This is a genomic window from Amycolatopsis sp. cmx-4-54, from assembly GCF_046548895.1.
In the GTDB taxonomy this organism is placed as follows: Bacteria; Actinomycetota; Actinomycetes; order Mycobacteriales; family Pseudonocardiaceae; genus Amycolatopsis.
Genome location: NZ_JAEBEJ010000001.1, coordinates 838304 through 854536, shown reverse-complemented (window position 1 = coordinate 854536; position 16233 = coordinate 838304). Strand labels below are relative to the sequence as shown.

Here is a 16233-nt window from a genome sequence, read left to right as displayed (position 1 = left end):
GGCCCTTCAGTCGGTTTCCGTACCGGGCCCTGGGCCGGTCAAGGTCGCGGTGGTCATGTCGGGGACGACGCCGAGTTCGAGCAGTTCGCGGAATGCGGCATGCGAGGCCATTTCGCGGATCTGGATCTGGTACCGGTGGTTGATGCGATAGACCTCGTCGATCTCTTCGCCCACCTGCTGCATCAGTCCGCGTTCGGTCAGGTACTTCAGCGCGCGTCGGATGATCTGACGGGTGGTCGCCGCGTTCGCCCGCTGGTCCTTGGTCGAAGCGATCGCGGGTCGACGCAGGTAGGCGCGCCATGCCCGTTCGAGCTCGCCGTCCTCTGCGAGCGGTGTGTCGTCGTGTTCGGCGCGGGCGGCTCGTTCGTCGAGCAGACGGCACGTCTCACGGACGACTGAATCGACCTGGTCCACCGACACCCGGCCGCGGTAACCGTCGTCGGCCAGGTCGTCCGCACGGGGAAAGCCGAGGGCAGCGATGGCGAGGTGAGCGATGCCATGCAGCATCTTCTGCGTGTCGCGGCGTTCTCTGGCTGAGAGATACTTGGCGTAGTCGTCAAGCTTGGTCTCGAAGATCGAGTCCGGCTCGGCGATGAGCACGACTCCACTAGGCCATCCGACATCGAGGATGGTCAGGCCCATTCCCGAGGCGAAGGTCCGGACGAGGTCCGCGAACACGTCGTCATGAGTGAACCGGCGGATGAGTTCGTGGTGCGAGTCTCGGTCACCGGCCTGCCGCGGGCGAAGACCGAAGGCGAGCAACCTGCCCGCCTGTTCGGCGTCGGTGACGCTCATGCCGGTTCTCCGGTGGAAACGGGCTCTGCCGTGGCGGGGTCCTTCAGATCAGCGCTAGTCACCAAGAGGTCGTCGCCGCTGGCCGTGGCTCGCGGGCCGGAGAACGTCATGTCGGCTGGCACGCTCATGAGGATTCGGTGCTTCCTTTTCGTCCGGGCTGTTTCGACGGCCGGCGCGAGGGCATTTCCTGCCCGGAGCGCGACCAGCACGGGAAGGTCGTCGTCGTGTTCCGCGGCGTCGTCGACGAGTTCGCTCAGCCGCCGCACCTGCCCGGGTAGGTCGAGCAAAGCATCGGCGAGGCGCCAATGTTCTTCGGTGAACCTGGAGTCGTCGATCGGATCGGCCGGTGCCGGATGTACGACAGGGCCCGCCGTGCGCTGCGGTTCGATGCTAGGGCGCAGGAGAGCCGAGATCAGGTCGGAAAGGGTGGTGACTTCCGGAACGGTGGGTCCGACCGCGCATCGGAAGAAGGCCGTCAGTGGTCCTCCGGCGGCTTTCACCGACAGATTCAGTACAGGTTCGAGCAACTGTCCGTGGAGATTGATCGCGGAGCGCCTGGGCGGGCCCGAGAACTGCTGCCGGTCTTGTTCCTGGCGAAACACCGAACGCGCCCCCTGGAGACGGGCCTGCAACTGGACGTGCCGGTGCAGGCAGTCCTCGACCACTATGACCAGTTCGGCGGCGTGGAACTTGCGGACCGGTTCATCGGTAGTATCGCGGGCTTCGGTGATGCTCGCGTGGATGGTCTGTTCGACCCGAATCCGCTCCTCGATGTGCCCGAGGGCGCCGTCGAGCATGGCGGGCAATTCTTCTTGCCAATCGACGAGCCGCAGGTCCCTGCGTGTCGCTTCCAAGCGCTTACGGAGGTCTTCGCCGTACTGGACCGTCCGGTACCGCGCCTGTTCCGCAGCGGACCGTGCGTCGGCGAGTTTGCCTCGCTCGATCAGGTTCTGGAGCTTGACCTCGGCGGCGATCTGGGCGGACTCCACGTCCGTGTCGAGCGCGCCGATCAGTACTGTGATGGCCTCGTTGCTGGTACGCAGTGAAAGCGATCCACGTGGGCCGGGCACCTCTTGCACGATCTTGTAATAGAAGGGCTGGCGACGGTAGCGTCCTTCGATGTCGATCTCGCCGTAGACCTGGTAGAAGGTGCGGTCGACGGTGCCGACGTTGATCAGGCGCTCCAGCACCCAGCGGGCAACCCGTTCGTGCTCCTTCGTGTTGCGTTGTGGCGCTTGGTTCGCGACGAACGGGACGACGCGCCCGATGATTTCATCGTGTCCCGCACCTTTGTCGAAATCCATTGAGATGGTCACCAGATCGATGACGTGCAAGGCGATCTCGGCCATCTGGTAGGCGGCGGGGTCGAGCCAGTCGAACATGACCTTGCGATTGTCGAGGTCGTGTAGCGGCGCGGTGCAGGCCAAGGCTTTCAACCGGCGCGTCAACCCCGGGTCGGCGCTGTCGGCCGTCGAGCGAGGGGGCCCACTGGCGGGTTCGGATCCCTCTTTGAATGGATGCGACTTCTTCGCTTCCGTCTGTCGAACCGGTGGTTCTTGACCCAAAGCGGAGTGGCAGCGAACGGCGAGATCAGCTGCCTCGTCGAGTCCTTCCTCTTCGGCAACTGAACACCAAGGCAGTGCGTCCGCATGACGACCCAGTTCGACCAGGCATCTGGCGAGCCGCAACGGGGCGTCGCCCAGGGACGCTTCGGCGGCCACGGTGTAAACGTCCGCTGCGGTCGTGTAGTCGCCCAGCCGTTCGGCTTCGACCCCTGCCCGGAAGGCTTCTTCGGCGGCTTCCAATGACTCCAGTTCGATGTCGACTTCGGCAAGCCTTCCAGGGTCCCGTAGAAGGCTCTCGTATCTCGCAAGGGCTTGCGCGGCGAGACGTCGTGCTGTCACTTCGTCGTTCTCCGTCGACATCTCGGCGATCTCGATGGAGAAGAAGTCATCGAGGTCCATCTGCCCGCCCCGGTTCGTCATTCTCGGTCAGCTCCGAGCGAAGGAAAGTGACCGCTTTGGCCTTCAGGTATCGCACCGTGGAGTCGGGAAGGCGCAGCAGGGCACCCGCTTCGCGTGACGAGTACTTCGCGATGCCGCAAAGCCGAAAGGCTTCGGCGTCAGCAGGAGGTAGTTTGGACAAGGCGTCTTTGGGAGGATAGCCCGTCGCCGGATCCGCCGAGACCGGCGCGTCCGGACGTCCCTGAGAAAGATCGTGCAGCAGTCTGGAGTCGCGGCCCGCCTTGCGCATGTGGTCTTTCGCCTTATTCTTCGCGATCTGATAAAGCAACGCGAGAGTGGGTTCCTGAGCCGGGTTGGCCGCGCCCCAGCGGAGAACCCGTTCAATACTGTCTTGTAGCACGTCTTCCGCGACGCTCCTGTCGCCGACAAGGTAGTAGATGAGACCGACCATCCGGCGTTGGTCCTCCCGCATGAACCGGACGAGCCATCGCGCCAGTTCCGGTTCGGGTGGCGCTACCCGGTCAGTGTCCTCTTCCGCATCATCGGGTCTGTCATCGGTCAACTTCTGACTCCGTCGTTCGTCCTGCTCTCACCGGTACAACGTTCCGCGGAGGCGAACTGTTGGTGCGGGCTGTAAAAAAGCGCGAAATATTTGATCTGCCTCGGTCGGATGGGCGTGTCAGTTTGAGGTAAAGGACTCGCGCTGGCCAACGATGTGGGGAGAAATCGCCGGATCGAGTGAACCTGGCTTAATTCTGTAACGCGAGGACAATTTGCCTTCGGTTAACTTTTGTCGGCTTTCTGGGGTGTGGAAAATTATTTCAAAATATGATGCCCGAAAATGCTGGATCCTTAGGTTGTTCGCGCTCCATGGCCGAGTCGGCGGCGTCCAGTCCGAGTGATGCGATATCCGGTGATGTGATATCCAGGGCACCTGATCATCGGATCATAGGTCGCACCGCGATGATCGGGTCGGACCTGTCGAAAACCAACTGGCTCGATGGCCACGCTTCGATACCTGGAAATCGCCGTAAGCAACGGTACGTCTGTACCGCTCGAGGGCCGTGAAAATCGTCATACCCGCGATGTACTGTCCTCACTCGGGGTCGCTCGGCGAGTTTGGAGGAGTCAATGGGGATCGAAGCTCGCGTCGGCGAAGTGGGCTCCGGTCAGTTCGGCGCCGCTGAGGTCGGCCTCGGTCGACACCAGACCTCGTAGATCGGCTTCGCCGACCCGGATCTTCCGCAGGTCCAACGGGTTGTCCGCGACGGCGCGCTTTTCGCGGTCCCGCGGTTGTGCAGGAGGACCAGTGCCGCGGCGACGTGTCCTTGACCGCTGAACCGGTCGCGAGGTCTGGTGACGCAGGAACCCGTTGATGCTCTCCAGCACGCGATTCCTGTCGGTGGGGGAGTAATGCTGGATGCGGTCCAGCGTACGGACTCCGCCCGCGCGGACGGTCGCCTCCGGCGAGCCGAGGTGATCGATCGCGGAGTTGAAGCGGTCGGTGAACTGTTTGTCGCGGTCGAGGAAGAACTTGCGGCCGGTGTAGTAGAGGCCGCCTCCGACCGTCAGCGCGCTGAGCACCGACCCGAGCAAAGTCCTGATCCCGCTGAGCGCGGTAGCGTTCATTCGGGGTCAGCCGGGCGAGATCGCTGCCGCCGATCCAGGTCGCGAGTGGTTCGAGCAGGAACCGCAGCAGGCCGATGCGATCACGGTGCCGCAGGCGATCGGATACCGAACCCAGGTACGATTCATCCCGCTATTCCACTACGGATGCCAGGTGATCCGCGCGTCGGCCGATGCCGCGGTTTGGGTCAAGCGCCGAGCCATCGCCACGGCGCCCGCGCAGTCCAGTGAAGCGGACGCGAATTGAGCACAGAGGAGTTCTTCGCTCAGCCATCCATCGAACTTTTCGGTCACCTTTCCTTTGACTTTGCGGGCCAGCTGTTCCGGGTCCGGTATCTGGCCCGCGGCTATCTTGTTCAGCGCGGACAAGGCAGCGGCGGAAGGTGTGCCGACGAGCCGCAGCGCGGCGCTGTCGACAGCTGCCTCCATTCTGGTGGCATTGAGGATCGCGGCGAGCGTGTGCAGTTCGCGGTCGCCTCCCCAGGGGAGCACGAGCGTGTCCTGGCCGTCAGTGATGACGGGGACTCGGTCAAGCCCGAGAGAGGCGTAAGCCCGGCGAGCTTGCGCCAGCAATTCTCCGGACCGGCGGTCCAGGTACGGGGGAGTGTGATCGCCTTCCAGGAGGTCTCGCATCCTGGCACGGACGACAAGGTGCACCTGGCCGCTGGAATCGCCGAGGTGCGGCGGCTTGCCTCCCGCCGCCGGAACCAGCTGGACGACCTTGTCGTCCTCATGGACTGCGCTGACTCGCCAACGTCGGCCGGCGAAGACGAGCAGCAGGCCTTCATAAAGTGGGAAGTCGATCGGCATGGTGCCGAGTTGATGGCCACTGTGGACGAGCCTGTATTCCTCGGGAGTCTGGAAAGCGGCGTAGAACGTGTAATGATTGACGGCTGCTTCTCCGAGCCCGCCGAGCAACAGAGTGCCATCGCCGGCCTGGATGAGGACGTCTTTGGCACCCAAGGTGCGGAGAAGGTCGGCGAACTGTTCCGTGGTGACCGTCGAGAACGGGGTGCCGCGGCCGCAGAGCACTTTGTAAGCCTCGGCGGGCCGTGCGCCACCGTGCTGGGCGATCAAGGACAACAGCTGCTGGATCAAGGTCGACAGATGAAGGCGGGACGCCTCCGGTGGTTCGCACCAGCGGTCGAGCAGCAGGTCGATCGACGCGATCGTCTGCACCAACGGCAACTGGAGACGGTCGAGGAGAGGTGTGTTGGCGTCTATGGCCACAGTGGCGCAGTACGCCCGCAGGATCGCGGCTTCGTCGCGTCGGCCGGAGCGGCCGAGTCGTTGCCGCAAGGAGGCGACCGACGGGGGCGGGCCGATCTGCGCGACCTGGGCGATGGCGCCGATGTCGATCCCCATCTCCAGCGTCGTCGTACAGACGGCCGTGGTCGGCTTTGTCGGGTCCTTGAGCATCGCTTCGACGTCTTCACGGAGTTCCTTGGAGAGATTTCCGTGGTGGGCGTAAAACTCGTTGGACACTCGGGCACGGGCACTGCGGTCGGCGAGTTCGGCCGCGTAGAGCTCGACGCGTGAGCGTGCGTTGGCGAACACCAGATTGGTCTTGCCACGCAGGTTGGTGAACAGGTGGTCCGCGATCTCGCGGACCGCGGTGCCCGCGCCATCCGACTCCTCGGTGTCCAGCCGCTCGTCGAGGTAGCTGCGCAACTGAAGGCGTAGTTCTTGGCCGCTCATCGCCGATTCGAGGATCTTGACCTGGTCTCCGTGATCGGGGCGAAGCTGGTCGGCGGCCAGCGACATGTCTCCCAAGGTCGCCGAGAGTCCGATCCGCGGGATTCGTCGCTTGACGGCGAGTTCGAGGCGGTTCAGCTGGGAGAGCAGCTGCGCCCCGCGTTCGGTGCCGAGGAACGAGTGCAACTCGTCGACTACGACGTACTGCAACGACGCGAAAAGCCGTGGGACCTGTGTGCCGCGAAGAACGAACATTGCTTCGAGGGATTCCGGAGTGATGAGCAGGATTCCGGATGGAGCGTCCAGCAATGCTTTCTTGCGTGTTCCGGCGACGTCGCCGTGCCAGCGGTGGGTCGGGATCTCCAGCGCTTCGCACAGCTCTTCCGTGCGCCGGAACTGGTCATTGATCAGAGCTTTGAGCGGACCGACGTACAGCGCTTGGATACCTGGGCCGTCAAACTCGGCGAGTTTCGAGCAGATGGGCAGGAACGCCGCCTCGGTCTTGCCCGCCGCGGTCGCGGCTCCGATCAGGACGTCGGTGTCACCGGCCAGGATCGCGGGGATGGCGGCGTCCTGGACATCGCGAAGCTCGTCCCATCCCTGCTGCCAGACCCAGCGTTGCACCTTCCGATGCAGCAGACCGAAGTTGACCGCCTCAGATGCGGAGGCTGGTGAGTTCATCCGTACCGTCCACAGTCTGCGCGCCGTGCTCGTCGGGGAGCGGCTCCAGATCGGGGTTGGTCTCGGTGTCGATCGAGACATTGCCGAGGAGTTGCCGCCAGTCAGCGCCCGGGTTCTGGTCGAGCACGGCCAGGAGGTTCACGAACTCCTTGATGGTGTTCCGGGGAGTCCGGAAATAGGCGTCGCCGATCCTTGCGGCGCAGTGTTGCATGAACGCTCCCAGCGCTTCGTCGGGGACGAGGTACGCGGCGGGATCCCCGGCGGCGTAGACGTGGCGCAGACGTTCCAGCAGGACGTGCATGTCTTCCGGGGTCAGGTTCGCCAGCCGAAGGACCGGACCGGAGTAGTCGACCAGTCCGCCGACGGCGAAGTTGTTCTCAGCGAGGCGGCTGCGGAGGGCCTCGTAGCTGTAGAGCCCTCGCCGGGTGTCCATCAGCATCTCCGGTGTGCCGCCAAAACAGAAGCCGAGCCCCTCGACGTTGCCTTGGAGGCAGTCGTTGACGATGCGCAGGACCTGCTCGTAGTTCGACTTGCGGGCGCCTGTGTGCGCGAGCTTGTAAAGATTGACCATCTCGTCGAGACAGACGAGCAGCCCGGAGAAACCGGCCAGCCGGACGAACCTGGCGACGAGTTTCAGGCTGTCGTAGAAGTTGGTGTCGTCGATGATGCCGCGTACTCCGAGGGCGGCGCGCGCGTCCGTGCGTGTGGTGAATTCGCCGCGTAGCCAGCGGACCGCGTCGGCCTTCAACTGTTCGTTGCCGGTGTCGTGGCCTTTCCAATAGGCACCGATCACCTGCGCGAAGTCGTAGCCACCAACACTTTCGGACAGCTTCTCGAGACGGTCGGCAATGCAGGTGGCAGGCGATACGCCGGCACTGGCGGCCTCCTGGATCGCCGAGGTCACGAACCGCTCCACGATGCTGGGAAGAGCGTTGCCGTCCGGAGTCGAACGGGTGGCGATGTTGCGCATCAGCTCGGCGTACAGCGAGCGGGCCTGACCGCCGCTGGCGTGCAGGCGCCGATCGGGACTGAGATCGGCGGAGGTCGTGACGAGCTTGCGTTCGGCGGCGATGGAACGGACCAAGTTGAGAAAGAACGTCTTGCCGGCGCCGTACTCGCCGATCACGAACCGGACCGCGGAGCCACCGTCGGCGATCCGCGTGATTGCCTGGCTCATCGCCGAGACTTCGGCCGCTCGTCCTACCTGGACGTGCTGGAACCCTGCACGAGGCACGACCCCCGACCGCAGGGAGGAGATGATCGCGTCCCGATCACGGGGGCGCAGGCGAACGGGTTTTTGTGCGGGCGTCGTCATCCGAGCATGTCCTTCACGATTTCCTGGTTGATGTCGAGGGGATCGGAGCCTTCACACAAAGGCTCTCCGGTGCGGTCGTACGCCGCGTCGTTGAGGACTTCCAACGCGCCGTCGGGCATGAGACCGACCTCTGCGGCGATCTCGTCGAGTTCGGCGCGGCTCCACGCGTCTCGTTTGACGAGGAGGTGGAACAACCGCGTGTGCGCGTCATCGAGGCCGTCGACCTCGGCTTCGCCGGCAGGGGTGAGCGGCGGAGGCGCGACAGGCTCGTCGTCGGCGAAGATCTCGGCCAGTTCTGCCGCGACCAGCACCGACTCGGCCCGCGTACGTGCCAATCGCGCTGGATCCAGAGTCAGCGTCGTCGAGTCGTTTCGGCTCGCCGGAGACGGCGGAATGCGTAAGCCGGCCTTTTTCCTACCGGGGATTTCGGCCCGGGCCAGGTCTTCTGTCGTGGTCGCGGCCGTATGGAGTGATCCGTACACGTCGCCTGGATCGAGACCGAGGGTGGTGAAGAGGCGCTCGAGCGTGCGGATCTCGCCTGGGGTGACCTGGCCGTCGGCGGCCGCGACGGTGGTGAGCAATCGGCCCACCGTGGCCCTCCGGGAGGTCGACAGGGATTCCAGGCGGCGCCGCAAGACAGCCGGTGTAGGTGGCCTCGTCAGAACCAGGGCCGCGTGTGCGTCGAGCCGGAGTTGTTCGTCTTCGCTGAGATCGAGTTCGTCGATCGCCAGCTCGCGCAGAGCGCGACGCTCGGGCTCGCTGACCGTCCCGTCCGCCGTGGCGACGAGCATGCCGAGGTTGATGATCGCGAGTGCGGCCGCGTACTCGATGCCAGGTGCGCTGACCGGCCGCTCCGCGCGGCGGAAGAGAACGATCGACGAGGTCGGAGTCGGCGTGCTTCCTCCGAACCGGACGTCGGGTTCGATGCCGAGACCGCGATGCTCGAGCAGTTGGGCGATGGCGACGGAATCGGCTTTGGTCAGTTTTCCGGCCTTCGTCGGCCACCGGGAGATCAGCTCCTGCGCCGAGATGGCGCCTCGGCCATCGCTGCCGATGCACTGGGCCGCCCATGACCACAGCGCATCGGTCTCAGGACTGGGCTTGTGTGTGACTCCGTCGGGAAGCAAAGCGATCGCCGCCGGTGATCCCGCGCCATCCGGATGGCGGCCGAGATAGCGGCTGTATGCCTCCAGATCGCTGGTCACGGCTTCGACGATGTCGCGGAGGTTGGTGATCGGGCCGGTCAGTCGGCTGATGTCCGGGAGCGCCGTGTTCTCCAGGTCGACATGTCCGTGGAAGCCGATGCTGGCGGCGTAGTAGCTCACCGAGAGGCGCGGCTTGTTCGGTTTCACGACCAAGCCGTCGCCGAACTTCGCGCGATACCGTTTCGTGAAAAGCTCGAGGAACTCGTTCGGGCATCGAACGGCAGGTGTGCGCAGGTAGTTGTCGGGATGGTGCGCGTACCACGACAATGCCCAATCCGCGGGAACCGCGCGCCCTTCGACCGCTAGCTGCGCCAGCCCGATCTTCAGATCGATCGGCAGTTCATGGCTCCACTCGGTGACCGGCGGCGCCGCGCGGTCGTAGCGTACCGCCGGATTGAGAAGAGTGACTGCTTCGAGCAGCCCTTCGGCATATCCTTTGAAGGACCGGTTTCCGCTGTAGACCTGCAGTAACCGCCGGACCTCGGTAACCAGCGCCGCACGTTCGGCGTCGCTGTTCTTGAGTTCGGGGATCTCGGTGAGGAGCCGACGCTCCAGCCCGTAGAAATACAGGAAGACATAGCCGATGTAGGCGTTCGGATTCGCGCGGCCACCGGCCAGCCAGGACAGATAAGCGCCGCGAGCGTTCGGCGAGATGTCGTTGTAACAGGGCCAGTAGCCCATCGACTGGCCCTGCCAGTCCGGATCACGCGTGTCGACCGGCAAGGTCGGATCGATCAGAGCAGGCTCGGTACCGATACCGGCCGCGTCCGGCATTCCGGTACCCACATAGAGCATTCCGCCTCGCGCGGTCACGCCCGCGATAGTGACGTCTTGACCAGGCGGGACCCAGCCATGGCCACCAGGCAGCTGTCGTTGCGGTGCTTGCGGGGCGGAGATCGACCGGCTCCCGCCTGACGGTGCGGTCACCGGTCGCTGCGCGGACCGGGGGCGTGCCAGAGGCTGCGAGCGGATAAGTGGCGACTGTACGACGTGGTTGTGAGGCGGCCGATTCCCCGGCATCGGCGCAGGAGGCACCGGTCGTGGAGGTACCGATGGGGTGTGGGCAGTTTTGGCGGACGATGGCTGGAGAGCCTTCCAGGTCAGGAAGACGATGATCGCCAGGACACCCAGGAACGCGATCACCAGAACCGCGATGAGCCCTGCCAAGAAACCTCCCAGGTCGCATCGCCGTTCGGCGACATCTCGTCGTGCTTCGCTGAGTGATCGAGAGCGGCGACGCCGGGGTTACAGGCTTGACGGGATCGTCACCTGAACGTGCCGAGTTGGCGGCACCGCGATGAGTAGAGCGCTGCTGGTTCCGCGTAACTAGGGCGATTTGTGGTGCGACGGTGAGCGCACGCGTCGACTCCGATTGGTTCTTTGAAGAGAAAAGTGTTCGGTACCGGCGGTTTTCAGCTGATCCTGGCGTGGTTGTCGCTGGTTCGGAGGCACTGGGTAATGTCTTTCGCTCGTGCTCGATGTTCGGCAGGGGAGGGCTACGTGAGCTTGACTCACCTTTTGGGGGAGGCGCGGCACGACCGGAGGGCTTATAGCCTGGGGCCTCGGCCGCTGGGCCGGGGCGGGCAAGCCGAAGTGTTCCCTGGCGAGCACAAGGCGACCGGCGTGAAAGTCGCCCTCAAACGGAGGTCGTCCTGGCGTGTTGAAGCCGTTGCCAGGATGAAGCGAGAGATCGAATTCGGTGGGCTACTTCCGGAAAACGACCACATCATGCCGGTGCTTGACCACGGCCTCGCACATGACTGGTTCGTGATGCCCTTGGCTGAGCTCAATGCGGAGGAAGCCCGTTTGTCGCTGGTAGACGATGAAGCTCTCAAGGCTCTGGTGCTCGCCGTGTGCGATGCGCTGGAGGCGGCACATTCGGTCGGCTGGCTCCATCGCGATCTGAAGCCGGCCAACCTTCTGTTGCTCGGTGGGCAATGGCTGGTTGCCGATTGGGGTCTCGGCCGTCGACCACGAGGTGACACCACATTCACCGGGCGGACCACCGCCGATGAATTCTACGGAACTGTGGGTTTTGCGGCCCCAGAGCAGGCGATCAACGCACACGAAGTCACAGCCAGTGCAGATTTCTATAGTTTGGGACAGGTCATCGGCTGGGCGAGAACGGGAGCGATGCCGAGAAACGGTGTTCCGCTTCTGCCCGATGACGAGCCGTGGCGGTCGGCCGTCGCCGCAGCGACGCGGAACGATCCCGCCTCACGTCCACAGAACACCGATGAATTCCGCGAACTTCTGAGGGGAGCGTGAGCGGAGTGGACGTCATCGCGGGAAGGTATGCGCTGGTCAACGAACCGCCCCGGACCGGCGGATTCGCCAGTGTCCACAAGGCGTTCGACGCCACCGCGCAGAAGATGGTCGCGGTGAAGCTGGTGGGTCGCTCCGACAATCCTCATCGTGAGCTTGCCGTCGCCCGAGAGCTGGAAAGCCTTCGTGCGCTCAGCCATCCGAACATCATCAGGTTGCGAGACTCCGGGCTCGATGAGGACCGCGACGCGCACTATCTCGTGCTCGAGTGGATCGAGGCCTCGCTCACTGAGGTGCTGAGGGCGCAGGGCCCCTACAGCTGGGACGATCTGGCCGAACAGGTGGCCACACCGCTGGCCGAGGCGCTCTCGTACGCACATCTCAAAGGCGTTGAACATCGCGACATCAAACCCAGCAACGTTCTCGTGGCCGATTCCGGGAAGCCGTTGCTGGCGGACTTCGGGCTCGCGAAGGTCAAGCAGGCAGCCCCCAGCGAGCACACGGTCATCGGTTTCCGTTCCGGGCCCTACACGCCCCCGGAGGAGGATGGGGACGTCAAGAACGTACGCGACGTGTACTCCCTGGGCGTGCTCCTTATCCAGGCCCTGCACCAGGACACCTTGCGAAACTTCGCGGACATCGATCCCGCCCTGCAGTCGATCAACGTTCCTCCCGACGTCCGGAAGCTGCTCGAAAGGTGCGTGCAACCCGATCACACGCAGCGGCCCGTCAACGGAGCGGTGCTGGCGGACGAGCTGAAGAACGTGTTGAGTGGCCGCGCCGTCCTTCCCGCGTCCCACCGGAGCACCTTGTGGCTCAGCCTCACCAACGCGGCCCGCAAGTCTCTTTTGGAACAGGCACGCGAGACGGACGCGACCGCGGAAGCGGAGGTTCTGGACGACCTCAATGACGATGTGTATGTCGCCTATCGGTACGACCGCGCAAAGCGCGTCAGTGATCGTTCGACGATCTACATAGCGGGAAATCGGTGGAAGTTCACGCTCAAGCTGGACGCCCCGCCGGCGTTGGTCGTGGTAGGTGCGCGATTGCCGGATTACGAGGAACTCGAACGCTTCCGCAAGGACGCGACCAACGTCGCCGCCTTCGCGACGTGGATCTGCTCGGAGCCGCGTAACCGCGTCCAGGCGGAAAACGGGCGGCACGACCTGCTTCGCACGCTCGATGATTTCGACGAGGAGAAGGATCTTCAACGCAGCGGAGACCTCGTCACTGGCTACGACGGACTCGACATCCTTTTCGAGTGGAACAAGGTCTTGCAGGCGCGTGAAGACCTTGCGCGAGGCTCCCACCGGACAATCCACTACACGAATCGGGTCGTCCGCGGCCGAGAGGTCGACCTGGATCTGCGGGACTCGATCGAGGAAGACCTCATCGGCACAGACTGGGAAATCGTTGCCAAGGACGCTCGGCGAGTGCTCGCATACGGCGAGATTATCGGCCAAGAGGGCGACGCCGTCACCCTGCGCAGCAAGGCGAGGGTGCCCGGGCTGGAGCGGAGCGGCAATATCCGGCCCTTCCTCGGGCCGAGCAAGAAGGCCTTGCAACGCCAGCGCGACGCAGTCAGGGCCTTTCAGGACGGCACGGCCGCGCAGCCCGACCTGCGGGTCAAGATCGAAGATCCGGCGAAGGTCGAGGTACCGGTTCCCCGCAAGATCGAAGACTGGACCGGCAACCTTGACGACGGTAAGAAGTCCGCCGTCGAGTCCGCGCTCGGGCTGTCGGACATCCTTCTGGTCGAAGGCCCGCCCGGCACGGGGAAAACCGATCTGATCGCGGAGATCGTCGTCCAGTCCCTGAAAGAGCGGCCGAACGCGCGGATCCTTATCGTCAGCCAAACGCATGTCGCGGTGGACAACGCGCTGACGCGGCTGGAAGGTGCCGGGATCTCCCGGATCGTCCGGTTGGGAAACCCGGACGATCCGAGGGTGGACAAGTCCGTGCATCATATGTTGCTCAACCAGAAGATGGCGAAGTGGGCCGAGGGGATCCGGCGCAACGCGCAGCGCCATCTTGAAAGGGTGGCGGACAGGCACGGGATCGACCTGAGTCATCTCCGCGCCGCGCTGGCACTGAAGGAACTGGCGAAGGTGGTCGCCGACTGTGACGCGGTCGAGAAGGAGATCGACCGCCGGGCCCGCGACAACGGGGCGACCTCGATGCTGGCGACTTCCCTGGGGGCCGTCGAGGACGACAGCGGTCTGCAAGAACGTATGGACGAACTCTCGACTCGTTATGATCAGCTTCATCGCGAGGCAGCCGAGTACCTCGCAGGAGATCTCACCCTCGGACCGCGCCTGGCCGCGGACGACGCGCGGGCCGCGGCGGACGCGCTGCTCGGGGCCTCGCCGTCGGCGACGAGACTGCTGGACCTGGTCGGGCTGCAGGCGGAATGGCTCCAGCGGACGAGCACTGACCATCGCCTTGCCGAGGCGTTTCTCGGAACGGCTCAGGTGATCGCCGGTACCTGTGTCGGTTTCGTCGGCCAGGCTGCGGTCCGTGACCTGCAGATCGATCTCTGCATCTTGGACGAGGCGTCCAAGGCCACCGCGACCGAGGCGCTGGTACCGCTTTCCCGCTCGCGCCGGGCGATCCTGGTCGGGGACACCAACCAGCTCCCGCCGCAGGAGGAGGAACTGCTCAGGTCTACCGAGATCCTCGCCGAGCACGGAATCGACAAGGAACTGGTCCAGGAGACGTTGTTCAAGTGGTTCGCGGACCGGCTTCCCGCGCACTCGAAGTTTCGCCTCCGCGATCAGTACCGCATGGTCCGCCCGATCGGTGACATGGTGTCAACCTGCTTCTACGGCGGGGAGCTCAACTCGCCGAGGACCGACGGGCTCTCCGGCTACGAGTTGCTCGGCAAACCCGTTCTCTGGCTGGATACCTCCCCGCTCGGCGACGAGCGAAGGGAAGATCGGGGACCGGGCGGCATCAGCTACGCCAACCGAGCCGAGGCACGGCTCATCTTCAATCGGCTCACGACACTGAACGCCGCCATCGAAAGAGGCGTGATCGACACCCCGGTCCCGGGTGACAAACTCGAAGTCCTGCTCATCGCCCCGTATCGCCTCCAGGTCGCGGAGCTGAAGCGTCGGCTTCCCGCTGTTCCCTTCAGTCGGCTGAAAGTCGACGTTCTCTCGGTCGATGCCGTGCAAGGTAGGCAGTGTGACGTGGCGATGTTCTCGGTGACCCGAAGCAACGCCAAGATGAATCTGGGCTTCCTCGGGCCGGCGCACTGGCGGCGGATCAACGTCGCGGTGTCCCGTGCTCGATTCGGCTTGACGATCGTGGGGGACGCGGAGTTCTGCCGGACGGCCACCGGCGCCCTGCAAGATATCGTCCGCTACATCGCGGATCATCCCGACGACTGCGCGATCCAAGGGGTCGACAATGACTAGCCTGAACCTGCTCATCGCCAAGAGGTTCGGCGGCGTGCGCCCGGGTTTGGACCTGCTCGGGATCGAGAAGGCCGCCGTGCCCGTCACCGTCGTCACCGCCGATGTCCTCGCGCAGGAGGTCAAACCGCTACCGTTGCTGGACGAGTTCGTCCTCCGGCTGGTGAAGGCCGATGTCGGCGGGGCGGGCGAGATCGCGGCTTTCCTCGGCCTTGACCCGAAGCTCGTTGACGCGGCCGTTGCCGACCACTACCGCGAAGGCGTGCTGAGTTTCGGCCCGGGGCCGGGGCAGCTGGCGCTGACTGCCCGCGGACGCCGCCTGGCCGACGAACTCGAGTCGATCAGGCCGATCCAGCGGAGTTTCAAGGTGGCCTTCGATCGACTCACCTGGTCGGTCGCCGACTACGAAAGCCGTGACCTCCTCAACAAACGCGCAGCCCTCGCCGAGGGGTGCTTGCTCCTGCCGGCGCAGCGCACCACACGGATCAAGACGGCGGACATCACGTCCGCTGCGGTCAACTCGATCTTGCGGCCGCCCGGACGTCACGCGTCGATCGACGTCTTGGACGTCATCGACGTCGCGCCTTCCACGCATCGGTACATGCCCGTTGACGTCCTGGTCTACGGTGACCCGAATCGAGGTGACGTGGAGACGGCCGTCATCGTCGACGGTGATGCCAGCGAAGACCACGACGTGGCGCTGGCCAAGCTCGGCGGGGCGGAGAGCTTGGATTTCCGCATCGAATCGGCCGAGCCTGCCATCGCGCTCCCCCCACACCTCGAACAGGAGAAAGTGCCCCGTGCTTTGGGATCTCCCCTGGAGGTCGGTTCTCCCGGCGTGCGTGGCATCCAACTTTTCGATCACCAGATCGTGTTGATGACTGCTCTGGAAAAGGCGAAAGACCGGCTCCTCATCGCGACCGATCTCGCCGTGCCTTCGGTGGTGGACTCGGAATTCTTCGCCAGGCTGGAACAGCGACTGCGAGCGCGAGTGCGTGTCGACTTTGTTCTCGCGGCGACAGGCAGAGGAATTGATGCGGAACTGGAACGGCTGATCGGACGGTACCGGAAGTGGCTGCGAGTGCATCGGCCTGAGGAACTGAGCGAAAACACCTTGATCTATGACGGAGTCTGGGCCGTCTCTGATTTTCCGTGGTTGTCGTTTCGAGGCGCGGGGAAACCGTTCCGTGACTACGAAGGAACCGTCGTAACGGATCCGGTGGAAGCGGATCAAGAGTACGCGAGGCAGCTTGTGCCGTTCGCTTAGTGAC

The 16233-nt window shown here is 64.4% G+C and carries 10 protein-coding genes; 3 read left to right on the top strand and 7 right to left on the bottom strand.

Features of this window, described 5'->3' with window-relative positions; genetic code table 11:
- Positions 1-6: 6 nt before the first annotated feature.
- From ACLJQ7_RS04180 to ACLJQ7_RS04150, 7 genes are all read right to left on the bottom strand, one after another.
- On the bottom strand, positions 7-795 hold the full coding sequence (locus ACLJQ7_RS04180; protein ID WP_410646797.1) for a hypothetical protein: 789 nt from the start codon (positions 793-795) through the stop codon (positions 7-9).
- On the bottom strand, positions 792-2759 hold the full coding sequence (locus ACLJQ7_RS04175) for a hypothetical protein (protein ID WP_410646796.1): 1968 nt from the start codon (positions 2757-2759) through the stop codon (positions 792-794). Before ACLJQ7_RS04175 ends, ACLJQ7_RS04180 begins: the two co-directional genes overlap by 4 nt.
- Positions 2746-3321: an RNA polymerase sigma factor gene (locus ACLJQ7_RS04170; protein WP_410646795.1), complete on the bottom strand. Its 576-nt coding sequence runs from the start codon at positions 3319-3321 to the stop codon at positions 2746-2748. Before ACLJQ7_RS04170 ends, ACLJQ7_RS04175 begins: the two co-directional genes overlap by 14 nt.
- A 566-nt stretch (positions 3322-3887) precedes the next feature.
- Positions 3888-4388, bottom strand: a complete 501-nt coding sequence (locus ACLJQ7_RS04165) for a hypothetical protein (protein ID WP_410646794.1) — start codon at positions 4386-4388, stop codon at positions 3888-3890.
- A gap of 138 nt (positions 4389-4526) precedes the next feature.
- Positions 4527-6761, bottom strand: a complete 2235-nt coding sequence (locus ACLJQ7_RS04160; protein WP_410646793.1) for a DEAD/DEAH box helicase — start codon at positions 6759-6761, stop codon at positions 4527-4529.
- Complete coding sequence (locus tag ACLJQ7_RS04155) at positions 6736-8076, bottom strand: ATP-binding protein (RefSeq protein ID WP_410646792.1); 1341 nt, start codon at positions 8074-8076, stop codon at positions 6736-6738. The genes ACLJQ7_RS04160 and ACLJQ7_RS04155 overlap by 26 nt, the downstream gene beginning before the upstream one ends.
- On the bottom strand, positions 8073-10424 hold the full coding sequence (locus ACLJQ7_RS04150) for a TerB N-terminal domain-containing protein (protein WP_410646791.1): 2352 nt from the start codon (positions 10422-10424) through the stop codon (positions 8073-8075). The genes ACLJQ7_RS04155 and ACLJQ7_RS04150 overlap by 4 nt, the downstream gene beginning before the upstream one ends.
- Positions 10425-10739: 315 nt before the next feature.
- Between ACLJQ7_RS04150 and ACLJQ7_RS04145 the strand changes: the two genes are divergently transcribed.
- The 3 genes from ACLJQ7_RS04145 to ACLJQ7_RS04135 are packed head-to-tail and all read left to right on the top strand — an operon-like array spanning position 10740 to position 16229.
- Positions 10740-11549 carry a serine/threonine-protein kinase gene (locus tag ACLJQ7_RS04145; protein ID WP_410647006.1) on the top strand — a complete coding sequence of 270 codons (810 nt, stop codon included), beginning with the start codon at positions 10740-10742 and terminating at the stop codon, positions 11547-11549.
- Positions 11546-14965 carry an AAA domain-containing protein gene (locus ACLJQ7_RS04140; RefSeq protein ID WP_410646790.1) on the top strand — a complete coding sequence of 1140 codons (3420 nt, stop codon included), beginning with the start codon at positions 11546-11548 and terminating at the stop codon, positions 14963-14965. The genes ACLJQ7_RS04145 and ACLJQ7_RS04140 overlap by 4 nt, the downstream gene beginning before the upstream one ends.
- A 34-nt stretch (positions 14966-14999) precedes the next feature.
- Positions 15000-16229, top strand: a complete 1230-nt coding sequence (locus ACLJQ7_RS04135; RefSeq protein WP_410646789.1) for a hypothetical protein — start codon at positions 15000-15002, stop codon at positions 16227-16229.
- Positions 16230-16233 lie beyond the last annotated feature (4 nt).